The sequence below is a fragment of the Roseateles sp. SL47 genome (assembly GCF_026625885.1).
Lineage (GTDB): Bacteria > Pseudomonadota > Gammaproteobacteria > Burkholderiales > Burkholderiaceae_C > Roseateles.
Genome location: NZ_CP113068.1, coordinates 4,636,675 through 4,659,631 on the forward strand (window position 1 = coordinate 4,636,675; position 22,957 = coordinate 4,659,631).

Consider the following 22,957-nt stretch of genomic DNA (forward strand, 5'->3'; position numbering starts at 1 on the left):
CGGTCCAGCCACTGGCTCGGGCCAGTCGTGACCTTGTGTCACGAGCACGTGCTGGTCATTGCCAATCGTTCCCATTGGGACTCCCAGGCGGCGTTATGCCGGGGCGCGTTCTGTTTCATGACTGAGAGCCTGCAGCGCAGCCTCCCACACACCGTGGACCACCCTCCCACGCCTGACAGCGTGCATGCCGACCGTCTGCTGCTGTTGCGGCTGCTGGATTTCCCGGCCTGGCCAGACCCTGGCACCGCCCAGCGCGACCGCATCCAGGCCCTGCTGAGCCTGCCTCCCTCGGCACAGGACCCGCAGAGCCAGGTGATGCTGATCCGCTTCTCACTCCTGGGCAGCTACCACCTGGAGCCCTCGGACGACCCCGCCGTGAAGCCCTCCCCACGCTTCTCCGGCGAGCCCGGGCACCTGTTGCACGCGGACCGTTACGGGGCCTTCGCCCCGACGCCGCGCATGCAGGATTTCCTGATCAACGGCACGGTCACGCCACGGCATCGCATCCGATTCGGGCTGCTGCGCCATGACGAATCTCAGGTCTATCGAGACAACGGCGTCACGAGTTCCCTGTCAATGCTGGACATCCGGGGCCGCCGCACTGCCATGTTCGGCAAGACCCGGCTTGGCAAATCCAATGTGGTGAAGCTGCTGGTGCAGGGCATGCTGGACGTCACGGCACAGAAGCGGGACGTCGGCCAGCTCATCTTTGATGTCAACGGCGAATATGCCAACAGCAACCCGCAGGATGGGGTCGCCAACATCGGCGCGGTGTATGCCGACCGCTGCACCTTGTATTACCTCTCCGAAGCCAAGGCGGGCAGCCCCAACAGCAAGCTGCTGCGCTTCAACTTCCATGAGCGGCCAGAAGACGCCCTGAGCACCTTGCGGGAGCTGCTGCCCGCCGAAGTGGCAGACACCGACTATGTGCGCCCGCTGCTGTCCTGCCGACTGCCGACGCTGCGTTTTGCGCCCGAAGAGCCCCCGGAAGTTGTGCAGCGCCGGCTGCGCAAGCTGATGACCTACTGGACCGTCCTGCACCATGCAGGCTTTGAACATGATGAAGCGCGGCTGTCCGGGGTGCTCGCGTCCCTGGGTTACTCCCACCCGTTCACGCCAGGCTTTAATCAGCAACTGCGCCTGTCGGCCTATCAGGCGGTGAACGGCACCACCGCGCCATCGCAGCCACGAACCTTCAATGAGATGGTGTCCGAGATCTCGCTCATGCTGCGTTTCAGCCTGAGTTACCCCAACGATCCGGCCCTGCGTAAACAGGGCAGTTATCTCTTTGATTCGGACGAAGAGATCATGGCTCATTTCCTCTATCCACACGCCGGCGCGGGCCCCTATGTACTGCGCCCGGCCACGCCGTTTCATTCGCCGCGCGTGGACAACTTCATCACCGAAGTCCTGGCCACCATCGACCAGGGCGGGACGGTGATCGTGGATCTGGGCAGCGCCAACGAACGCATCATTCGCTATTTTGCGAAGACCTTATCGGTCGCGGTGTTCCTGCAGCAGGAGGGCAAATTCGTGCGTAATGAAATGGACGGCCGTTATGTACAGATCTATTTCGAAGAAGCCCACATGATCTTCCCGCCCAATGCCGGCAACGTCATCGACGTGTATTCACGGTTTGCCAAGGAAGGCGCCAAGTTCAACATCGGCATCGTCTACTCGACGCAGTCACCGTCCACCATCAATCACGACCTGCTCGCCCAGACCGAGAACTTCTTCATCGGCCATCTGTCCAGCCAGCAGGAGGCTGCCATCCTCAGCACGGTGCAATATGCCTTCAAGGGCATGGAGCAGGACATCATGCGCACTCGCACCCCGGGTTACATGCGCGCCCTCACCGCTTCGCACCGCTATCCGATCCCGGTCCAGGCCGCACGTTACGACGGCACGAGCCTGCTGATGGACTGAGGCTCAGTCCCGCTGGCTGGCGGGGCCCCGGTCTTTGTCTTTGTCTTTCTCTTTCGGCGACTGCACCCGGGCGATCATCACCTGGTCCACCCGGTGGCTGTCCACGTCCACCACCTCAAAGCGCCAGCCTTCCCACTCCACCACATCGGTACGTTTGGGAATGCGGCGCAACATCACCATCAGGAAACCGGCCAGCGTGTCGTATTGGCCCGGATGCGGGAAGTCGTCCAGGCCCAGCGAGCGCTGCACATCAGGGATCGGTGTGATGCCATCAGCCAGGAAGCTGCCATCATCCCGACGGATGATCTGCTGTTCTTCCTCATCGGTATGCACCAGGCTGCCCATGACGGTGGACATCACATCATTCAGCGTGATCACCCCCACCACCAGGCTGTATTCGTTCACGATGACCGCAAAGTCCTCATGCGCCTGGCGGAACTGGGTCAGCACCTCCGCCAGCGTCAGCCGATCAGGCACGATCAGCACCTTCTTGACCAGCGCCGGCTCCGCCCGCAGGCTGATGACCTCACCAAGCAGCACCCGCTGGAACAGGTCGGTGGCGTCCACATAACCGACCACCTGGTCGATGTCGTGCTCACAGACCAGATAGGTGGAGTGCGGGGAGTCCGCAATCCGCGTTCGCACCAGTGCCTCGTCATCGTCCAGCGCAAAGTAGACGATCCGCTCGCGGGAGGTCATGGCCGACTCCACCGTGCGGGTGTCCAGCTCAAAGATGTTTTCGATGACCTGCTGTTCCGCATCCGCCACCACACCCGCCTGATGCCCGGCTTCCGCCAGTGCCAGGATGTCCGCATGGGTGATGGTGTTGTCCGGCTTCATCGGGCGGCCCAGCAGGCGGAGCAAGACATCCGTCAACGCATTCAGGGCCCAGGCCACTGGCCGCAGCACCAGCGTCAGGAACAGCATGGGGCCGACCAGCACCATCGCCACCCGCTCCGGCTCGTTCATCGACAGGCGCTTGGGCAGCAGGTCGGCGAGCACCACGAACATCATGGTGACGCAGCCAAAGGACAAGGCGAACGCCAGCCGCTGGGCGTTGTTGATCTCCATCCAAGGCCCCAGCACGGTTTCAAAGTGCGGCGTTAATGCACCTTCCCCCACCACACCGGCCAGGATGGCCAGCGTATTCACACCGATCTGCACCACGGTGAAGTAGTAGCCCGGATGTTCCTGGACCTTCAGCACCTGCCCCGCCCGGGCATCGCCCTCATCGGCCAGTTGTCGCAGCCGCAAACGGCGCGACGCAGCCAGGGACAACTCCGCCATCGAAAAAAAGGCGCTGGCGGCAATCAGCACGAAGATCAACAGGAGGCTGGAACTCAAGGCGGCTTTCGATGTATGAACACCGCCAGTGTAGCGGGCGCCTTACTGCGCGCCATGCCACAAGCAGGCAGACCTCCCCGAGATTCACATCAGTTCGGGCGACTTGACTGCCCGAACCACCACGCCTGGGCGGTCGTGGCGCAGGTGCTCGCAGCGGATCCACCACAGGCCCGCCTTGTGGACACGCCAGGGCATGGCCTGCGCCAGCGGGATGCCGCCCACCAGATGCGCCAGCACCATGCCAAGCGTGGGTTGATGCCCCACCACCACCACGGTCTGATCCGCATGCGGCCATCCGGCGGCATCGATCAGCGCCTGGGCGCCCTTTCGGGGGGCCAGGTCTTCCGCCAACTGGATGTGTCGGCGCAAGTCCTGCACCGTTTGCCGGGTACGCACCGCCGGGCTGACCAGCACCTTCACGTCCTGCGGGAGGTGCTGGTTCAACCAGTCGGCCATCCGCCCGGCCTGTCGTTCACCCTCGCGTGTCAACACCCGTGCCATGTCATCCATGCCCGGGCCGGGATCAACGGCTTGCGCGTGTCGCCACAAGATCAGATCCATTCAAACGCCCTTTTTGTCTCCCGACGGGTCTCCCGACCGACCACAGGCAATCCGCGCTCCTGCCCTCAGGGCCTGCGTCCCGCCCGAGCCCGCCGCCGCACGGGTCACCGTGATGGGAGGTGGCAGAACCCATCACCGCTTGTAGACTGCCCCAACAGCGATCCAGAAGGGAACCTGGCCGCATGACCCCCCGCACCATCTCTTCGGCCCCCCCTCAGGTGCTCGTGCCCGTGCCCGCGCCCTCGCCAGCACCCTCACCCTCGTTGTGGTCCTCCAGTGCAGGCTCGACGTCGTCGTTGGCCTCCGCCTCCCCCCATGGGATGCCGCCCACGTCAACGGCGGCCTGTTCCACCGACGGCGGCCCTCCTCCGGCCCCCGGCTTTTTGCGCGGTGGCGGCGAGATGGGCGCGCGCATGCGGGCGCACGACTGGTCGTGCTCCCCGCTGGGCCCTCCGGCTGGCTGGCCGCAATCCCTCAAGACCCTGATTCGGGTGATGCTCGACTCGCGCTACGCCATGTGGATGGCCTGGTCGAGCGACATGACCTTTTTCTGCAATGACGCCTACCTGCCCACCTTGGGCCTCAAGCGGGACTGGGCCCTGGGCGCGCGCGCCGACAAGGTCTGGGAAGAAATCTGGCCGGACATCGGCCCCCGTATCCAACATGTTCTGACCCAGGCAGAAGCGACATGGGATGAAGGCCTGTTGCTCTATCTGGAACGCAGCGGCTTCAAGGAGGAGAGTTATCACACCTTCTCCTACAGCCCGGTTTTTGACGACCACGACCGGGTGGCCGGCATGCTGTGTGTGGTCACCGAAGTCACCGAGCGGGTGATCGGTGAACGGCGCCTGCGGGTGCTGCGGGACCTGGCCGCCGGTGCCACGGGGTCCGAAGATGTTCGCCACTGCTGCCAGCGGGCTCGTGAAGTACTGGCGGACTATCCGCTGGATGCGCCCCTGGCAGCGGTTTACCTGACCGACACCGACCAGCCGGTGGCCCGCCGTGTGGTGTCCACCGACCCGGCCATGGCCGCCCAGATCCCGGAGCAGTTTGCGCTGGATGCCCCACCCGGCGGCTGGCCGCTGGAGGCCTTGTACCAGGAGCAGTCCCCGCAGGACCTGCCCGCCCTGGGCGCCTTGTCCATCCATCTGACCATGGAACCCTGGCCCGAACCGGTGCAGCAGGCGCTGCTGTTGCCGATCAAGGGCGCAGGCCCGGACCTCACCGGGTTCCTGGTGGTGGCCTGCAGCCCCCGTCGGCCGCTGGACGAGGGATACCGCAGCTTCCTGAATCTGGTGGCGGGGCAGTTGGCTGCCGCGCTGGCTGATGCGCAGGCCTATGAAGATGAACGCCGCCGCGCCGAAGCGCTGGCGGCCTTGGACCAGGCCAAGACGCACTTCTTCTCGAATGTCAGCCATGAGTTCCGCACCCCGCTGACCTTGATGCTGGGTCCGCTGGAGGAACTGGTGGGCGGCCAGGGGCTGACCGAGACGCAGCGGCACCGGCTGGAACTGATTCACCGCAATGCCCACCGGCTGCAGCGGCTGGTCAATGCCCTGCTGGACTTTTCCCGATTGGAAGCCGGGCGCGCACAAGCGCATTTTGAGCCGGTGGATCTGGCGGTTTTGACCCGGGACATCGCCAGCACGTTCCGCTCCGCCATGGATCGGGCCGGGCTGGCATTCGAGGTCGACTGCCCACCGCTGGACCAGCCGGCGCACGTCGACCGGGACATGTGGGAGAAGATTCTTCTGAACCTTCTCTCCAACGCCTTCAAGTTCACGCTCAGCGGCAGCGTCTGTGTCCGCATGGGGCAGGAGGACCGGCAGGCGTGGCTGGAGGTGGCTGACACCGGCGTGGGCATCGCTCCTGACGAATTGCCCCGCCTGTTCGAGCGTTTCCATCGCATCGCCGGGGTGGAAGGACGCACCCATGAAGGATCGGGGATCGGACTGGCACTGGTGCAGGAATTGGTGAAGTTGCATGGCGGGCAGATTGAAGCCACCAGCCAGCCAGGTGCCGGCACCACCTTCCGCATCGAACTGCCTCTGGGGGACGCTCATGTGCCGCCGGACCAGCGCAGGTCTGCGCCGCTGCCTGCACGGCCACAGACCCACGCCTCCGCCGCTCGGGCCTTTGTGGAAGAGGCCATGCGATGGTTGCCGGAGCCAACAGCCAAGCGCGAGCTGTCGGGACGCCGGGGCATTGGGAACAGGGAGGCAGCGTCTGCGACAGCACCCACCGCTGCAGCCCCAGCCGCGCCAACCGCCGGCATGGAAGCCGGGCTCACACGCCAAAGGCGCACACCCTCCGGGTCCACGCCAGCCGATGTCACCGAGGCGGGTGTCAGAGACGCTGGCGCCAGCCCGCTGTCCCCGCAATCCCCGGAATCACCGCTGTCCCTGCAAACCCCGCTGTCCCTGCTGGACCCTCTGGACCTGCCGGTGACCGACCGTCGATTCGCCCCAACGTTCGGATCCCGCATCCTCCTGGCCGATGACAACGCCGACATGCGGGCTTATCTGCATGACCTGCTGGCCCCCTATTACGAGGTGGAGACGGTGCCGGACGGCCAGGCCGCCCTGGCGTCGGTCCGGCGAGAACCACCGGACCTGATCGTCAGCGACGTGATGATGCCGCGCCTGGACGGCATGGGTTTGCTGGCCGCCATTCGAGCGGACTCGGCCCTGCGAGCCACGCCTGTGGTGCTGCTCTCGGCCCGGGCCGGCGAAGAGGCCCGCATTGAAGGGCTGGATGCCGGTGCGGACGACTATCTGATCAAGCCGTTCTCCGCCCGGGAACTGCTGGCACGTTTGGGGGCGCTTCTGGAACTGCGGCACATGCGGCGGGAGGCCGAGGCCCTCTCGAAGCGCCGGACGGCCCAGTTTGAAACGCTGCTCAATGCCGCGCCGATCGGCGTCTTCCTGGTGCATGAGGTACAGGGACGGCTTCATCTTCGCGACGCCAATCCAACCGCCCGGGCCACCTTCGGCCATCCGGACGATGACGTGGGCCGAGATTTCGAAGCCATGCTGAAACGCCAGTGGGGGCCCTCGCTGGGCGGCGACATCATTCGCAACTTCTGGTCCACATTAACCACCGGCGAGAGCTACCACGCCCCGGAATTCATTGCGGAGCGCAACGATCGGGGCGGCCTGGAAGCCTATGAATGGGAAACCCACCGCATTCCGCTCCCGGAAGGCGGCCTGGGGGTGGTGTGTTATTTCCGGGAGATTTCCTCCCATGTCCAGGCCCGCCGGCGGCTGGAAGCAGCGGACCGCCAGAAAGACCAGTTCCTGGCGATGCTGGCGCACGAGCTGCGCAACCCCCTGGCACCCATCCGCAGCGCGGCCGATGTCCTGACCCGACTGGCGCTGCCGGATGCGCGCGGGCAACGCATGGTGGAGATCGTCCGGCGCCAGGTGGCCACGCTCACACGGCTGGTGGATGATCTGCTGGATGTCTCCCGAATCACGCAGGGCCGGGTGCAACTGGAATACCAGCCGGTGGCCTTGATGGATGTGATGGCCCATGCGGTGGAAACGGTGGAACCACTCATGCGGGAACGCCAGCACCAGTTCAGCCTGTCCAGCGGACGACCGTTGCGGGTGCTGGGCGACCAGGCCCGCCTGGTGCAATGTGTGGCAAACCTGCTGACCAATGCCGGGAAGTACACCGACCCGGGGGGGCAGATTCAACTGGCCCTGGAGGAAGACCAGGGGCGACGCGAAGCGCTCATTTCCGTCACCGACAACGGCATCGGCATTGCGCCGGAGTTGAAATCCCAGATGTTCGACCTGTTTGTTCAGGGGGACCGCACACTGGACCGCTCCCAGGGTGGGCTTGGCATTGGCCTGTCGCTGGTCCGCCGGCTGGTGGAAATGCATCACGGCTCGGTGGCGGCCTTCAGCGATGGGCCAGGGCGGGGGGCGCGGTTCGAGCTGCGCCTGCCTCTGCTGGACCGGGACCTGGAGACCGATGCGGCACCGTCTGCAGCTCGGACCGCTCCCCGACGCATCCTGGTGGTGGACGACAACCAGGATGCTGCGGCCTCACTGGCAATGATGCTGGTGATGGAAGGCCATCAGGTCCATCAGGTGCATGGCGGTGTGGACGCCCTGCAGCATCTCGCCCGCCATCCGGTGGATGTCGCCCTGCTGGATATCGGATTGCCTGGCATGAGCGGTTATGAACTGGCCCGACGCATCCGTGCGGAACCTGCCTGGGCCGGCCTGCGCCTGATCGCCTTGACCGGTTATGGGCGCCAGGAGGACCGGGCGGCGGCCACTGAAGCGGGGTTTGATGCACATGTGGTGAAGCCGGCGGACCCTGCCGTGCTGTTCGCGACCATTGCCGGCGCCGCAGGCAAGCACAGCGCCCTGTGATGCACGTTCTTGGGCGCCCCCCGGCCCGCCATCACCGGCCTTTCCCTAACTGCAAGCTCTTACAGTAGCTCGCCGGTACCGGTATCCCCACAATGGGCTGGCCCAGGGAGACATCGCCAGATACAACGCTGACAACAAGGGCACGCGGACTGTACGACGGTCTGCAACAGTCATTGACGTCATTCCCCCTGCTCGCCCCCCTGCGCGGGACGATGCAGCGGCACCCCGCTCCTTCAATCGGACAGGTTGGTCCTGACGGCCACCCGCGATTCAGGCGATAAGCGCCCGCTACGGCGGATTGCTCCAGCCACGCTCCCCGGGTGATCTTCTCCATCATCACTGGAAGGTATCCAAATGAACCGATTGATTGAACGACTGTCGTTCGGCGTGCTGCTGCATGCCGTGTTCGCCCTCGCGGCACTGTTCATGGCCGCCCAGGCCCAGGCCGCCCCGGGGGTGCGGACGGTGCCGAGCTGTACCAAGGTGAATGTCAGCGCCACCATCGAAGTGGCCGCCGGCGCCACCTGGGACGGCACGGCCGTCTATGGCAAATGGGTCTGCCTGGTGGGCACGGCCTCCAACATGAAAGGCACCCAGAGCGAAGGCCAGATTCCGATGTTCAAGCTGAACAACGGTGCCACCGTGAAAAACGTCGTCATCGGCGACGGATCGCTGGGCACGGGCACCAATCTGGCGGCCGGCGGGGCGGACGGTGTGCACTGCTACGGCGTTTGCAACATCACCAACGTCTACTGGGCCGACGTGGGCGAAGATGCCGCCACCGCCATCAAGCTCAGCGGCGTCACCAGCAAGCTGACCATCTCCGGCGGCGCAGCCTTCAAGGCGTCGGACAAGGTGTTCCAGCACAACGGCGACGGCACCTTGGTCATCTCCGACTTCTATGCCGACAACGTGGGCAAGCTCTACCGCTCCTGCGGCAACTGCTCCACCCAGTACGCCCGCAAGGTCACCGTCTCCGGCGTGCGCCTGGGCACGATCAATTCGTCCGTGGTGGGGGTGAACAGCAGCTATGACAGCAAGTCCGGCATTTCCGGCCAGTACGACGTGGCCACCATCTCTGACCTGGTGTATTCAGGCTCCAAGACCAAGTGCGACACCTACGTCGGCACTGGCAAGGGCAGCGAGCCCGGCAAGGACACCAGCAGCAGCAACATCGCTCGCAGCTGCATCCTGAAGTGACGTGATGAAGCCCCCACGCGTGGCCCGGTCATGGCCTCCACCGCCCATGCCCATCGGCGAGAGCCGGTGGCAGCGCCGGGCCCGCATGGGGGCGTCCCCCAAACGCTGGCAGCGCCCCACGGCCCTGGCGGGACTCACAGGGCTAACGGCCGTGGCCCTGGCCCTCCTGGCTGGCGCTGCCTGGCTGGCTTGGGACGGTTTCCTGTCAGAAGCCCCTGTCCGACTGCACCCCGACGCGGTCGGCCCGTCGAATCGCAGCCCCTGGGCGCAGGCGGCCACCGCCACGGCCGTCGCGGAAGCTTCCGCCGACCGCCCGCCGCCCACGGACACCACCACCTTGGCGCAGTGGCAGGCGCTATTGGCAGCCGAATGGGTGCGAGATGCTCAGCAGGCGTGGCGTCACGCCCTTCAGCTCGCCGCGCTGCGGCCAGCGTGGGCCGAGGCGCTCGTGCAACCGCTGCTGGAGCCTTTGTGGCAGCGGCGGGAGTTTGAAGGCATGCTCAACAGCCTCGACCAGACGCCAGGCCTTCCCGCCCAGTGGCGGGACACCTGGGCCTCCGCCACGCTCAGCCAGTGGACCCATTTTGCGCCGGCGCAAGCCGCCGCCTGGGCGTCCGCCCGCGCTCAGCGCGCCATGCCCGGTGCGGCCGAGGCGCTGGTGGCGGTCAATGATCGCTGGGCCCATCAGGATGCACGGTCAGCCACGATGTTTGCCAGCACCCTGCCCGGTATCACGGGTCAGGCGCTTCTGACCGAATCGCTGAGCCGCTGGCTGGCGCTGGATGGCACTGCCGCCCGATCATGGATCCGGACCCAAGGCACCAACGGAAGTCTGGATGCAGCCATTGCGCTGCATGCCACACAGGATGAATTGGCCCGTCAATCCCCGCAGGAAGCCATCGAGCTGGTCCGGCACATTGCGGACCCAGCGCGGCGCCAGCAGGCGCAATGGGCCCTGGCGCAGACCTTGCGGGACATCGATCCCAACCGGCAGGACCTGCTGGATCAGGCGCTGCAGGGCGCAGGGCCGACGCCGATGGAGCCCCTGCCCTGAGTCTGACCCACTGCGCCCCCCACTGCGCCCCCCACTGCGCGAATCCAATGGCGGGGCCCGTTGCCGTCAGAAGGAGGCCCCCGCCGTGTGCGGGTCAGGCGCTCAGCTGAACAGCCGCCGTGCCACCGGCGACCCAGCCGCCAGGTCGCGCGCGGCCAGCGCCTTGTAGAGCGTTGCCAGCTCCTGGCCGATGGCCTGGAAGGCATGCAGGTTCAACACCTGCCCACGGTCATCACAGATATCGGCTTCGAAATCCCGCGCCAGTTGACGGGCGGATTCCTGCCAGACGGCAAACGGCTCCTGCGCCTCCGGCGTCTGCAGCACGTCCAGCGCCAGCGTCAGCTCGCGCAGCGACGAGGTGTGCGGGTCATCCGCCAACGCGGCCTGCGCATTGAACTGCAGGGCCAGCACCGGCGGAGCGCCCTCTTCCGGCGCCGGCAGCACCAGACGGCCGGGAATCGACCCGGGCACGAACCCATGGCGCAAGGCGCCCTGCTGCACAAAACCCAAGGTCCAGGCCGCGCCCTTGGCCCGCAGCTGCACCGCCAGCTGGGCGTCATGGCTGGCCGCAAACTGATCCAGCTCGCGGGCGCGGGCCACCACATCCAGCATGTCCGGGAACTCGACCATGGCGCCCAGGCCATCGGCAAAGCCCTGCACCTTCTGGATGAACTCCGAATATTCGATCTCGTTGAGCGCACCGCTGCGGTTGGCCATCTGCAACCCGGCCTGGAATTCCGAATACCGTTGGCCCGGCTGCGGAAGTTCCCAGTCGCCAGTGGCGGCATTCAAACCTTCGATCTGGAACGGCTTGGTCCCCGCCCTGCGGCTGCCCGGCAGATGCGACAAGGCCATCTCCCCGCTGACCGGTGTTTCCGGTGTGACGGTGGCCAGCGCGTCGATCAAGGCATCGATGCGGGTGGAGGTCTTGCGGGCGCGGGCCACGGCGGGCACGGTTTCATCCAGCGTGCGCAGGTCCGGCAGCGCGTCCGGCGAACTGCCATCCGCGTTGGCGGCGCCTGCGGCCAGGCTGGGCTCCTGCCGGTCCGCAGGCACAGGCGCAGGGGCTGCCCGGCGCGGGCCGGCGCGCCGGGCGCTCCACCAGCCCTGGGCCAGCACGCCCACCAGCACCACGCCCCCCAGGGCCGCCAGCAAGGCGGTAAGGCTCCAGTCGGTCGTCATTGGGTGATTGTCTCCGTCTCCCGAGCACCCGATGGCCTTGCTTCATCAGAAACTTCCAGGCTGGCCATTCGGGTCATCAGGTTCATCGCTCTCACTGCTCGGCCATTGCCAGCGCAGACTCCATGTCCACCGCCACGATCCGGGACACGCCCTGCTCCTGCATCGTCACGCCGATGAGTTGCTTGGCCATCTCCATGGCAATCTTGTTGTGGGAGATGAACAGGAACTGCGTCACCTTGCTCATCTCCGCCACCAGACGGGCATAACGCTCGGTGTTGGCGTCGTCCAGCGGAGCGTCCACTTCGTCCAGCAGACAGAACGGGGCCGGATTGAGCTGGAAAATGGCAAACACCAGTGCAATCGCGGTGAGCGCTTTTTCGCCGCCGGAGAGCAGGTGGATGGTGCTGTTCTTCTTGCCTGGCGGCTGGGCCATGACCTGCACGCCGGCATCCAGGATCTCGTCGCCGGTCATCACCAGCTTGGCCTGTCCCCCCCCGAACAGGCTGGGGAACATCCGCCCGAAATGCTCGTTGACCTGCTGGAAGGTGGTGCCCAGCAGATCGCGGGTTTCCAGGTCAATCTTGTGGATGGCGTCTTCCAGCGTGGTGATGGCGTTGGTCAGGTCCCCGTATTGGGAATCCAGAAAGGTCTTGCGCTCACGGGCGGCGCCCAGTTCGTCCAGCGCGGCCAGGTTGACGGCCCCCAGCGCGGCAATGTCGCGGTTGATGCGGTCGATCTCGCCCTGCAGCCCATAGAGCTTCACGCTGCCGTCTTCAAGGGTCTTGGCCAGGGCTTCCAGGTCCACCTGGGCCGCCACCAACTGCTCCATGAACTGCTGACCGCCGAGGGCGGCCGCCTGTTCATCCAGCTGCAGCCGGGTGATGCGCTCGCGCATCGGCTCCAGTGCCCGTTCAATGGTCAGGCGCTGTTCTTCGCCACGCTTAAGGCGCAGGCTCAGGTCGTCATAAGCCGCCCGCACCGTGGCCAGCGCAGCTTCACGTTCCATCTTCAGCGCCAGCGCATCTTGCAGGCCCGCCTGGGCAGCGGCGTCGTCCAGCTCCTCGCGCTCACGGCCCATGTTCTGGATGGTCTGCTCATTGACCTGCACCTGCTGGCGCGAGGTTTCGATGCTGCGTTGCAGTTCCCCGCGCTTGGCCGCCAGCGCACGGGCACTGAACACGGCTTCCTGGGCGCGGCGCTCCAGCACCCGCTGATGTTCGCGGGCTTCCGTCACCTTGCGCTCGGCCTGGATGACCGCTTCGTCCAGCTCGGCATGGCGCTCCTGCGTGGTCGCCAGTTGCAGGTCCAGCTCTTCAAAGCGCGCTTCGCCTTCCATGCGGCGCTCCAGCAGGCCTTCCTGCTGGGCATCGATGTCGGCCAGTTCTTCATCCAGCTGGGTACGGCGGGCAACGGCGGCTTCGGTCTGCTGCGCCAAGCGCAGCAGTTCCACCTGCAGTTGATGCGCGCGGGCTTGCGTCTCGCTGGCCTCGCGGCGCAGCACGGCCAGGCGCTGGGCGGCCTCGGTGTAGGCCGCCTCGGCGCGGATGGCCTGGGCGCGGGCTTCGTCGCTGATCAGCGTCTGGGCGCGCTGCTCCAGCGAGAGTTGTTCGATCTCCTGCGCGCGGGCCAGCAGGCCGGCGGTCTCGCTGTCGGGGGCATAGAAGCTGACGGCGAACTGGCTGACCGCATGGCCTTCACGGGTCATGATGACTTCACCGTGCGTCAGCTTGGGACGGTCGGCCAGGGCCTGGGCGATGGACTCGGCGGTGTAGATGCCTTCCAGCCAATCGTTCATCAGGGCGCGCAGGCCGGCCGACTCCAGCTTGAGCAGATCGGTCAGCGGGGACAGCGCCCGGTGGGTGTTGCTGATCTCCGCCTGCGGCGCCGCATAAAACGCCAAGCGGGCGGGCGGCGGGTCCTGTACAAAGGCCTGCACCGTCTCCAGACGCCCCACCAACAAGGCGCCCATGCGCTCCCGCAAGGCTGCTTCCAGGGCGTTTTCCCAACCTTGGGTGATGTGCAGCTGCGTCCATAGCCCCTGCAGATCCTGCAGGCCGTGACGGGCCAGCCAGGGCTTGAGCTTGCCTTCGGTCTGCACCTTCTCCTGCAGCGCACGCAGTGCGGCGAGACGGGCGGCGATATCGGTCAGCCGGGCCGCCTGGCTCTGTGCTTCCTGCTGGGCGGCCTGGCGCTGTTCATCCGCCTGCGGCACGGCTTCGGCCAGTTCTGCGAGACGGGCGTCGGCCACGGCCTGCTGCTCGTCGGCGGCGGCGCTGAGGCGTTTGACCTCGTCCAGCTTGTCATGCTGGGGGGCGGCCAGCCCCTGACGCTCCTGGGCCAGGCGGTCGCGCCGGCTGCGCAGGCCCCGCAGCTGTTCATCGACGCTGCGGCTTTCGGCGGCCAGCACCTGGATCTGCTGCTGCACCTGGGCGACCTGGCCGCGTTGTTCGTTGGCGCGCGCCTGGGCCGCGCGCAACTGGTCTTCGACCTCGGGCAGCTTCATGGCCTGGTCTTCCGCCTGCGCGGCCAGAATTTCGCTCTGCTCCTCGGCCTGCGCCATCTGGCCAGCCACGTCATCCAGCTCGGCCTGCGCCTGCTCGGCCCGTTCCTGCCACTGCTGGTTCTGGGTCTGCAGCTCCACCAGACGCTGCTCCAGGCGTTGGCGCCCTTCCACCACATAGCGAATGCGCTCTTCCAGCCGGCTTACCTCCAGCTGCGCGTCGGCCATGCGGCCCTGCGCGGCATGCAGGTCGTCACCGGCCGCGTAGTGGGCCTGGCGGATGGTTTCCAGCTCGGTTTCCAGATGGCGCAGTTCCGCCATGCGGGCTTCCAGCGCATTCACCGCCTCGGCATGTTCGGTCTTCACCCGCGTGGCTTCACCGGAGGCGTCCCGGTGCTTGAGGAACCACAGCTGATGCAGCTTGAGCGTGCCCTGGTCCTGCAGCGAGCGGTAGCTGGCGGCGATCTCCGCCTGACGCTCCAGCTTTTCCAGATTGGTGTTGAGCTCGCGGAGGATGTCCTCCACCCGGGTCATGTTCTCGCGGGTGTCCTTGAGCCGGTGCTCCGTCTCACGGCGACGTTCCTTGTATTTGGAGACACCAGCGGCCTCCTCCAGGAACATGCGCAGTTCCTCGGGCTTGGACTCGATGATGCGGCTGATGGTGCCCTGGCCGATGATGGCGTAGGCGCGCGGGCCCAGGCCGGTGCCCAGGAACACATCCTGCACATCCCGCCGGCGCACCGGCTGGTTGTTGATGAAGTAGCTGCTGGTGCCGTCACGCGTCAGCACCCGCTTGACCGCGATTTCGGTGAACTGGTTCCACTGGCCGCCCGCACGGGCGCTGGTGTTGTCGAACACCAGCTCCACACTGGAGCGGCTGGCCGGTTTGCGATTGCCGGACCCATTAAAGATCACATCCTGCATGGACTCGCCACGCAGTTCGCTGGCTTTGCTTTCGCCCAGCACCCAGCGCACGGCATCCATGATGTTGGACTTGCCGCATCCATTGGGGCCGACCACACCCACCAACTGCCCGGGCAACTGGAAGTTGGTCGGGTCGGCAAAGGACTTGAAGCCCGAGAGCTTGATCGAGTTCAGTCGCATCGGGTCACAAAGTTCCCTAAGCCTTTGATTTGATTGCGGAAACGCCCCTTGACGGGGCGCTTGATTTGCGGCGGATGATACCATCGCGTCTTATGCATGACGGCTCACTCCGTGAGCCGCGTTTCTCCAGACAAAGACCCATGGCCAAGACCTCCTCCGCCAAGCCGCTGGCAGCCGCTGCCGCCAAGCCCGCTCCATCCCGGACCTCCGCGAAAGCCGAAAAACCCGAGAAAGCCCCAAAAGCCGACAAAGCCACCCAGCGCAAGCCGGCCGCCCAGCCCAAGATGCGCGAGATGCCGCCCAACCCGCCCAGCCAGCCGAGCAAGGACATTCATGTGTTCCCCAACCCGGCCCCCGAGCGCGACTATGTCATCCAGTTCCAGGTGCCGGAGTTCACCTGCCACTGCCCGCTGACCGGCCAGCCCGATTTCGCCCACTTCACGATCGACATGATCGCGGACCAGTACTGCGTTGAGCTCAAGAGCCTGAAGATGTACTTCTGGAGCTACCGCAATGAAGGGGCGTTCCATGAGAAGGTGACCAACACCATCCTGGACGACATCGTGAAGGTCACCCACCCCCGCTACATCCGTATCACCGCCAAGTGGTACGTGCGGGGCGGCATCTACACGAACGTGGTGGCGGAACACCGCAAGAAGGGTTGGATGCCGCTGCCGGCCGTGGACATCCCGTCACACAGCTTCGAATCCGGCCTGCTGCGTTAATCGTGGTGCCCGTCGCGATGCCCGTCGCGATGCCTGCACGGGTGATCCACGTGATTCACCGGCGCTCCACGGCATGGAGGTCGCATGGCCCTGCGCTTTGATCCTCTCCACACCGAGGTGGCGGTGGCACTCAGGCGCAGCCGGATCGACGGCTATGGGGTGTTTGCGCAGCAGCCGATTGCCGCCGGCCAGCGGCTGGGCCAGCTCACCGGTGAGTCCATCACCGTGGCCGAGGCGCGGCGCCGCGCCCAGGCTGGCGGCCGCCTGATGCTGGTGGAGCTGTCACCGGCCCGCGCCATCGACGCCAGCCGCTCACAGGACGCCCTGCGGTTCACCAACCACAGCTGTGAGCCCAATGCCCGCATTCTGGTGGACGATGGGGAGGTGCGCTTTGTCGCATTGCGCCCCATCCCGCCTGGCGAAGAGCTGACGGTCGATTACGGCATCACCCACCACGAAGGCCGGTTGGCCTGCCACTGCGGAGCGGCAGGCTGTCGGCACTGGCTCTGATGCTGATCAATAGGGCCAGGCCGGCACGCTTGTTTCCACATCCAGCCATTGCCCCGTGGCCAGCTGATTGTGCTTGCCTGCCGGTAGCGCATAGAAGCTGCGCGGAGCCATCGGCAAGCTCAGGTCAGCCACCGAGCCCAGGGCCGTGTCGCTCAACGGCAGCCCATACATCCAGAACACCTTGCGCAAATCCTGGCCGATGATCTTGGAGCTGAGCACATACAGCAGGTCGTGGTTGGTGATGCCGTTGGTGGTGTAGCGCCCCATCCCATAGCTGCTGGCGGTGGCCGCGCTGAAGGCTTTGCTCACCAGACGGTCGCCCTTGGTCAGCAGGCTGAAATAGTCCAGCGTGCTGTCCAGTGTGGGTTGCGCCACACCGCTGCGATATTTGCTGAACAGGAAGGCCAGCTGGAAATGCACCGAACGCATGATGTCCTGGTGGCTGTTGTTCCAGATGCGGGTGGTCTGGTCCGCCAACAGAGCGTCGCCACTCAGGCCGGTGGCCCGATTGGTCTTCAGGGCGGCATACAGACCGGCATGGTCCAGCGGATGGTCACCGCTGAACTCCATCCCCCACAGCGCATAGGCCCGCAAGGCGGTGGCGCTGGCCAGCAGGTTGTTGTCGCATTCGGTGCTGCAGCCGGTGGTGCCCTCCGGCACCATGCGCATCACCCGTTGCACGGTGTTGTGGCCCAGCTCATGGGCATAGCCCCAACCCAGGCCGATGCCGGCATAACCATCGATCGGGTTGCCGGAACACAGGTAACCGCAGGTGGCGATCCAGCCGACGAAGTGCTGCACGGACGGCGTGTCGTGCAGGCTGCCGGTGCAGGTCCAGCCGAAGCTGGCACACAGGCTGGTGACCTTGGCGCTCATGCCGGCATCGTTGTAGCCGTTGGTGAGATGGTTGCTCATGAAGAGCCCATCACGGATGTGCGTGTTGGCATAGACCGACGGTGACAGGCTGCCGATGGTGCTCTTGGCATAGGCCATGATCTGCTGCACTTCACCGCCCACCACCTTGGTCGTCTGCCAGCCGTAGGTGCCCGCATTCAGCGCGGCGACCGCATCGGCCACATCGGCATCGCTCATCGGATTGGCATAGTCGAAGTGGGCATAGCGCGTCACGCCCTTGATCCGCAGGGTCACCACCGTATTGGGCGTGGCCCCGCTGTAGCTCAGCATCAGCGGCCCGCCGTTGGGCGACACAAAGGCCGTGGGGCCGGTGGTGCTCAGCGGGATGTTGAACGAGTGCGGACGCAACGGGCGGGCATAGGTGTCCTCGTCGTCGTTGAGCGGGTTGCCCCAGCTACGCAGCAGGCTGGTTTGCAGGCCCAACGTAGCACCCGCAGCCTCCACCACCTCCACCTGCACGCCGCTCGCCGGCAATGCGCCTCGGCCGATCAATGTCGTGCCGCTGGCCTGCGGCAGCGTGATGCGCAGCTCTTCAGCGGTGGTGCTGGGGGTGAGGGTCTGGGCGCTGGCCGGCATGTAGTCGCCCTGCCCGGCCGTGGCGGCCTTGGTGGCGCTGCGGGCAAACCACACAAAAGCGTCGGTGGCGTAGGTGCGGACAAAGTTCACCGCATCGCTGCGGCTGAGCTTGCCATAGACCAGGGTGGGACGCTGCTGGTCGGCCCAGAGCACCAGCAAGCGGTGCAGCAGGAAGCGGCTGTCGTCATTAAACAGCGCCACACCGCTGCTTTGCAGGTTGCCCAGTTCGGCCAGCATGGCGCTGAACGGCGCCAGCGCGCTGGTATCGGCCTGGAGGTCGAGCGAGAGGCTGCTGGCCTGCAGCAGCTTCAGCGCCGCCGGCAGTTCGCTCAGCGTGGTCTTGGCATTGAGCACATCGGCCACCGTGCGGCTGGCAGAAACAGACACCCCGGCCGCAGCAGCGAAGTAGTTGCCCGGATAGCCCCCCAGCTTCATGCCCAGGCCCGCCAGCACCTGCGACCCACCGGCCGATTGGCCCCAGTTGGGATGCATGTAGATCACCGCCTTGCCCGCCGCGAGATAGCTGCGGATCAGCGCGGTCAAGCCCGAACTGGCGGTCACACTGCCGCCCATCACCACCAGGTCCACGGTGTTCCAGCAGGTGTTGGCCGGGTCGGCCACGGCGCAGTCCACCGCCTCTCCGGTGGTGCCGGCGCGGGTGAGAAAGTTCTTGACGGTGCTGGCGTTGTAGCCCGCAGTGGCGAACTTCAGGCTGGAAGGCAACGTGCCGCTACCGCTGCCGGTCAGCAACCATTTGAAGCTGCTCAGGAACTGCGGATAGTGCTGCTGTTCCTTGGCGCTGGCGGACATCCACTGCAGCACGTCGGCGCCATAGGCCAGACCCCGGCCCTTGCCGTCCACCGTGACGGCGGCCAGGCCATTGCCGTTGTCGGACTGGATGAGCGCCACTGCAGTGGTGGAACTCAGCGGCGTGATGCTGGCGCTGTTGGTGCCGATGTTGAGCGACAGGTCCAGGGAACTCTTGCCATCCCCATACACCGCCGACAGGACGGCGCTTTCGGCCTGGCGGCGGCTGGTGGCCTCCGCAATCGCCCGTTCCAGGAGGGTGGCGGTGTCGGTGCTGGCCAGGCCCGTGGGGTCACCGGAGGCCAGCGCGGCCGCCAGACGCACGTCAGAGGCATTGCCGGTGCCGCTTCCGTTGCCACCGTCAGGACCGGTGTTTCCGGAGTTCCCATTGCCGGAACCACCGCCACAGCCCGCCAAGGTCGCCATTGCTGCCGCAGCCAACAGGCTGGCCACCCGCAGGGCTTGTCTGAGTGTTGTCATCGTTGGAGGGGCGCGCCGGAGCACTCGCCCAGATCAGTTAGAAGAACACCGGGACTGTGGACGAGCGCCGTTTCATGTCCGTTTCATGAAGTCCGGCAACCCACGGTTGCCGATTCAAGTAAGCCGCCGCCACCCGCCGCACCTGCGGGGCGCTGCCGGGGCACCTGCGGCCCACTATGATTCCGCCATGACTGCCACCCCAGCCGCAACGTCGACCACCACCCCGGTCAACCCCCGCCTGGCGCTCCTGAACCCCTACCCGTTCGAACGCCTGCGCGCACTGACGCAAGACATCGTCCCCAACCCGGACCTGCGCCCTATCTCCCTTGGCCTGGGCGAGCCCCGCCATCCCGCCCCCAAGCTGGTGGAGGAAGCGCTGATCGCCCACCTCAAGGGGCTGTCCAACTACCCCAGCACGGCGGGCACGCCCGCACTGCGCGAGGCCATCGCCGGATGGATCCAGCGCCGTTACGGCCTGTCGGTGAGCGCCGCCACGCAGATCCTGCCGGTGATCGGTTCCCGCGAGGCGCTGTTCTCGCTGGCACAGGTGGTGATCGACCCCACCCGGGCGGGCGCCACGGTGGTCTGCCCCAACCCGTTCTATCAGATCTACGAAGGCGCCGCCCTGCTGGCAGGCGCCACACCGGCCTTTGCCAATTCCGACCCGAAGCGCAACTTCGCCGCCGACTGGTCGCAGATCAACGACGCCACCTGGGCCCGCACCCAGCTGCTGTATGTGTGCTCTCCCGGCAACCCGACGGGCGCGGTGATGCCGCTGTCGGAGTGGAAGACACTGTTTGAGCTCAGCGACCGCTTCGGTTTTGTGATCGCCTCGGACGAGTGCTACTCCGAGATCTATTTCCGTGAAGGGCCCGAGGCGGCGCCGCTGTCCGGCCTGCAGGCGGCGGTTCAGCTGGGCCGCCCGGACTTCCGCAATCTGATCGCCTTGAGCAGTTTGTCCAAACGCTCCAACGTGCCGGGCATGCGATCCGGTTTTGTGGCGGGTGATGCCGCCTGGATCCAGCGTTTCCTGCTCTACCGCACCTACCACGGCAGCGCCATGAGCCCGATGGTGCAGGCCGCCAGCATCGCCGCCTGGAACGACGAACAGCATGTGGTGGAGAACCGCGCCCAGTACCGGGCCAAGTTTGCCGCCGTCACCCCGCTGCTGGCCGAGGTGCTGGATGTGGCCCTGCCCGACGCCGGTTTCTACCTCTGGGCGGGCGTTCCGGACGGCGACGACATCGGCTTCGCCCAGGGGCTGCTGGCTCAATACAATGTGGGCGTTCTGCCCGGCAGCCTGCTGGCGCGGGAGGCGCACGGCGTCAACCCGGGCGCGGGCCGTGTGCGCCTGGCACTGGTGGCGGAGCAGGCGGAATGCCTGGAAGCAGCCCAGCGCATCGTGGCCTACACCCGGGAACGCTTCCCTGACGCCCGCGGCCCCGGAGCGCCCGCCGGCCAGACCGCCACGACCTGAATGCCTGACCCCGATCGACTGATCACTTCCGACCACCGAACCGCCGGTACTGCTGCAACACCGCCCAGGCCTCGCCGGGCGCCCCTTCAGCCGCACCGACCCACTCACACTCATCGAGCAACGCCATGACGCAAGACCTGCAATCCATCATCGACCTGGCCTGGGAAAGCCGTGCCAACCTCAACCCCGCCAATGCCCCGGACGTGCGCAAGGCCGTGGACGACGTGCTGGCCGCCCTGGACGCCGGCACCCTGCGGGTGGCCGAGCGCAAGAGCGTGGGGGACTGGACGGTGCACCAATGGGTGAAGAAGGCCGTGCTGCTGTCCTTCCGCCTGAATGACAACCGCCAGATGGGCGCCGGCGACCTGACCTTCTTTGACAAGGTGCCCACCAAGTTTGGCGGCATGAGCGACGAGCAGTTGCGCGCCACCGGCGTGCGGGTGGTCCCCCCGGCGGTGGCCCGCCGCGGCAGCTACATGGCCCGCAACGTGGTGCTGATGCCCTCCTACGTCAACATCGGCGCCTATGTCGATGAGGGCACGATGGTGGACACCTGGGCCACCGTCGGGTCCTGCGCCCAGATCGGCAAGAACGTTCACCTGAGTGGCGGCGTGGGCATCGGCGGTGTGCTGGAACCGCTGCAGGCCAACCCGACCATCATCGAAGACAACTGCTTCATCGGCGCCCGTTCCGAGATCGTGGAAGGCGTGATCGTGGAAGAGAATTCGGTGATCTCGATGGGCGTCTACATCGGCCAGAGCACTCCCATCTACGACCGTGAGACCGACACCGTCAGCTATGGCCGTGTGCCGGCCGGCTCGGTGGTCATCAGCGGCTCGCTGCCCAAGAACGACGGCAAGTACAGCCTCTACGCCGCCATCATCGTGAAGAAGGTCGACGCCGGCACCCGCGCCAAGACCAGCATCAACGAGCTGCTGCGCCCCTGAGGCCAAAAATTACCTCCTCTTGCAATCCAGACCCCGGCGGCCAGTGATACAAATTCGATAATGGATGATTGGGCCACTGGCCAGATGGGAAGGGACTCATGAGCACGGGAAACATGGAGCGGATCCTCCGCCTGATGGCTGAAAAAGGCGCGTCGGACACCTATCTGTCGGCCAACATGCCGGTCTTGATCAAGATCAACGGCCAGATGGTCCAGGTGTCTGACCAGTTGCTGACCCCCACCCAGCCCAAGCAGCTGATCGCTGAAGTCATCGACCCGCAGCACCTGGCCGAGCTGGACCAGACCGGTGAACTGAACCTCGCGGTCTCCATCCCCAAAGTCGGCAGCTTCCGGCTCTCCGGCTTCCGCCAGCGCGGCTCCATTGCCGCCGTGTTCCGCCACATCCCGCACGTCATTCCCTCGCTGGAGAGCCTCGGCCTCCCAACCATCCTGGGCAAGCTGGTGACCGAAAAGCGGGGCCTGATCCTGATGGTGGGCGCCACCGGCACCGGCAAGAGCACCACACTGGCCTCGATGCTGGAGCATCGCAACCAGACCATGACCGGCCACATCCTCACCATCGAGGACCCGGTGGAATACCTGTTTGCCAACAAGCGCTCGCTGGTGAACCAGCGGGAAGTGGGGCGGGACACCGCCACCCTGCAAGTGGCCCTGAAAAACGCGCTGCGCCAGGCGCCGGACTGCATCCTGATCGGCGAAATCCGGGACCGCGACACCATGACCGCGGCCATCTCCTACGCGCTGTCCGGCCACCTGGTGCTGGCCACCCTGCACGGCAACAACAGCTACCACGCCCTGAACCGGATCATGTCCTTCTACACGCCGGAATCCCGCCCGGCGATGCTGAACGACCTGGGCGCCGGCCTCAAGGCGGTGGTGTCGCAGCGCCTGCTGCGCTCCACCCAGGGCGGCCGTGTGCCGGCCATCGAAATCCTGCTCAACACCAAGCTGATTTCCGAGCTGATCGAGCAGGGCGACTTCGCAGGCGTGAAGGAAGCGATGGAAAAATCCATCGCCGAAGGCTCGCAGAGCTTTGAGGAACACTTCGCCCAGCTCATCAACACCGGCGTCATCACCCGCGAAGAAGGCCTGGCCTTCGCCGACTCCCCCACCAACCTGTTGTGGCGTCTGCAAAACGACATGACCGGCGGCAAGCAGCAAGCCGGCAACAAGAAGGAAGAGCCGGCCGCCGACGAAGCCAGCTTCACTTCCATTACGCTGGACGTGCAGCCAGGGTGACCAAC

Annotated in this window: 14 protein-coding genes; 9 read left to right on the top strand and 5 right to left on the bottom strand. The window is 65.9% G+C overall.

Going from position 1 to position 22,957, the window contains the following annotated elements; all coding sequences use genetic code 11:
- Positions 1-117 precede the first annotated feature (117 nt).
- Positions 118-1,926, top strand: a complete 1,809-nt coding sequence (locus tag OU995_RS20065; RefSeq protein WP_267831859.1) for a helicase HerA domain-containing protein — start codon at positions 118-120, stop codon at positions 1,924-1,926.
- 3 nt (positions 1,927-1,929) lie between these two features.
- Here OU995_RS20065 and OU995_RS20070 read toward each other — a convergent pair whose 3' ends face one another.
- Together OU995_RS20070 and OU995_RS20075 are read right to left on the bottom strand one after the other, a co-directional pair.
- The gene (locus tag OU995_RS20070) at positions 1,930-3,270 is read right to left on the bottom strand and encodes a hemolysin family protein (RefSeq protein WP_267831860.1); all 1,341 of its coding nucleotides are present in this window, start codon (positions 3,268-3,270) and stop codon (positions 1,930-1,932) included.
- An 84-nt stretch (positions 3,271-3,354) separates the two neighbouring features.
- Positions 3,355-3,831, bottom strand: coding sequence for a SixA phosphatase family protein (locus OU995_RS20075; protein WP_267831862.1), 477 nt, complete (start codon positions 3,829-3,831; stop codon positions 3,355-3,357).
- A gap of 494 nt (positions 3,832-4,325) precedes the next feature.
- Between OU995_RS20075 and OU995_RS20080 the strand changes: the two genes are divergently transcribed.
- From OU995_RS20080 to OU995_RS20090, 3 genes are all read left to right on the top strand, one after another.
- Positions 4,326-8,216, top strand: coding sequence for an ATP-binding protein (locus OU995_RS20080; protein ID WP_267831864.1), 3,891 nt, complete (start codon positions 4,326-4,328; stop codon positions 8,214-8,216).
- A 354-nt stretch (positions 8,217-8,570) separates the two neighbouring features.
- Entirely contained in the window at positions 8,571-9,416 is an 846-nt protein-coding gene (locus OU995_RS20085; protein WP_267831866.1) for a pectate lyase, read from the top strand.
- A 4-nt stretch (positions 9,417-9,420) separates the two neighbouring features.
- On the top strand, positions 9,421-10,470 hold the full coding sequence (locus OU995_RS20090) for a hypothetical protein (protein ID WP_267831868.1): 1,050 nt from the start codon (positions 9,421-9,423) through the stop codon (positions 10,468-10,470).
- Between the two features lie 102 nt (positions 10,471-10,572).
- Here OU995_RS20090 and OU995_RS20095 read toward each other — a convergent pair whose 3' ends face one another.
- A complete protein-coding gene (locus tag OU995_RS20095; protein ID WP_267831869.1) occupies positions 10,573-11,652 on the bottom strand; it encodes a cell division protein FtsZ in 1,080 nt (359 codons plus the stop codon).
- 91 nt (positions 11,653-11,743) lie between these two features.
- Positions 11,744-15,256 (bottom strand): chromosome segregation protein SMC, encoded by a 3,513-nt coding sequence (smc, locus tag OU995_RS20100; protein WP_267831871.1) that lies wholly within the window; start codon positions 15,254-15,256, stop codon positions 11,744-11,746.
- Positions 15,257-15,549: 293 nt separating this feature from the next.
- On the opposite strand from smc, the gene queF reads away from it, so the two are divergent.
- Both queF and OU995_RS20110 read left to right on the top strand, forming a co-directional pair.
- A complete protein-coding gene (gene queF, locus OU995_RS20105) occupies positions 15,550-15,981 on the top strand; it encodes a preQ(1) synthase (RefSeq protein ID WP_267836312.1) in 432 nt (143 codons plus the stop codon).
- 84 nt (positions 15,982-16,065) lie between these two features.
- Positions 16,066-16,491: an SET domain-containing protein gene (locus OU995_RS20110; RefSeq protein WP_267831872.1), complete on the top strand. Its 426-nt coding sequence runs from the start codon at positions 16,066-16,068 to the stop codon at positions 16,489-16,491.
- Positions 16,492-16,497: 6 nt separating this feature from the next.
- On the opposite strand, the gene OU995_RS20115 is transcribed toward OU995_RS20110, so the two are convergent.
- On the bottom strand, positions 16,498-19,269 hold the full coding sequence (locus OU995_RS20115; protein WP_267831873.1) for an ImpA family metalloprotease: 2,772 nt from the start codon (positions 19,267-19,269) through the stop codon (positions 16,498-16,500).
- Between the two features lie 187 nt (positions 19,270-19,456).
- Between OU995_RS20115 and dapC the strand changes: the two genes are divergently transcribed.
- The 3 genes from dapC to OU995_RS20130 all read left to right on the top strand — a co-directional run bounded on the left by dapC (position 19,457) and on the right by OU995_RS20130 (position 22,952).
- A complete protein-coding gene (dapC, locus tag OU995_RS20120; protein WP_267831874.1) occupies positions 19,457-20,746 on the top strand; it encodes a succinyldiaminopimelate transaminase in 1,290 nt (429 codons plus the stop codon).
- A 125-nt stretch (positions 20,747-20,871) separates the two neighbouring features.
- Positions 20,872-21,693 carry a 2,3,4,5-tetrahydropyridine-2,6-dicarboxylate N-succinyltransferase gene (gene dapD, locus OU995_RS20125; protein WP_267831875.1) on the top strand — a complete coding sequence of 274 codons (822 nt, stop codon included), beginning with the start codon at positions 20,872-20,874 and terminating at the stop codon, positions 21,691-21,693.
- A 98-nt stretch (positions 21,694-21,791) separates the two neighbouring features.
- A complete protein-coding gene (locus tag OU995_RS20130; protein WP_267831876.1) occupies positions 21,792-22,952 on the top strand; it encodes a PilT/PilU family type 4a pilus ATPase in 1,161 nt (386 codons plus the stop codon).
- The last annotated feature ends 5 nt before the right edge of the window (positions 22,953-22,957 follow it).

What these genes read in the sequence shown, in the direction of transcription:
- OU995_RS20065 (WP_267831859.1), top strand. Translation starts at nt 118, where the DNA reads ATGACTGAGAGCCTGCAGCGCAGCCTCCCACACACCGTGGACCACCCT.
- OU995_RS20075 (WP_267831862.1), bottom strand. Translation starts at nt 3,831, where the DNA reads ATGGATCTGATCTTGTGGCGACACGCGCAAGCCGTTGATCCCGGCCCG.
- OU995_RS20080 (WP_267831864.1), top strand. Translation starts at nt 4,326, where the DNA reads ATGCTCGACTCGCGCTACGCCATGTGGATGGCCTGGTCGAGCGACATG.
- OU995_RS20085 (WP_267831866.1), top strand. Translation starts at nt 8,571, where the DNA reads ATGAACCGATTGATTGAACGACTGTCGTTCGGCGTGCTGCTGCATGCC.
- OU995_RS20090 (WP_267831868.1), top strand. Translation starts at nt 9,421, where the DNA reads ATGAAGCCCCCACGCGTGGCCCGGTCATGGCCTCCACCGCCCATGCCC.
- OU995_RS20095 (WP_267831869.1), bottom strand. Translation starts at nt 11,652, where the DNA reads ATGACGACCGACTGGAGCCTTACCGCCTTGCTGGCGGCCCTGGGGGGC.
- smc (WP_267831871.1), bottom strand. Translation starts at nt 15,256, where the DNA reads ATGCGACTGAACTCGATCAAGCTCTCGGGCTTCAAGTCCTTTGCCGAC.
- queF (WP_267836312.1), top strand. Translation starts at nt 15,550, where the DNA reads ATGCCGCCCAACCCGCCCAGCCAGCCGAGCAAGGACATTCATGTGTTC.
- OU995_RS20110 (WP_267831872.1), top strand. Translation starts at nt 16,066, where the DNA reads ATGGCCCTGCGCTTTGATCCTCTCCACACCGAGGTGGCGGTGGCACTC.
- OU995_RS20115 (WP_267831873.1), bottom strand. Translation starts at nt 19,269, where the DNA reads ATGACAACACTCAGACAAGCCCTGCGGGTGGCCAGCCTGTTGGCTGCG.
- dapC (WP_267831874.1), top strand. Translation starts at nt 19,457, where the DNA reads ATGACTGCCACCCCAGCCGCAACGTCGACCACCACCCCGGTCAACCCC.
- dapD (WP_267831875.1), top strand. Translation starts at nt 20,872, where the DNA reads ATGACGCAAGACCTGCAATCCATCATCGACCTGGCCTGGGAAAGCCGT.
- OU995_RS20130 (WP_267831876.1), top strand. Translation starts at nt 21,792, where the DNA reads ATGAGCACGGGAAACATGGAGCGGATCCTCCGCCTGATGGCTGAAAAA.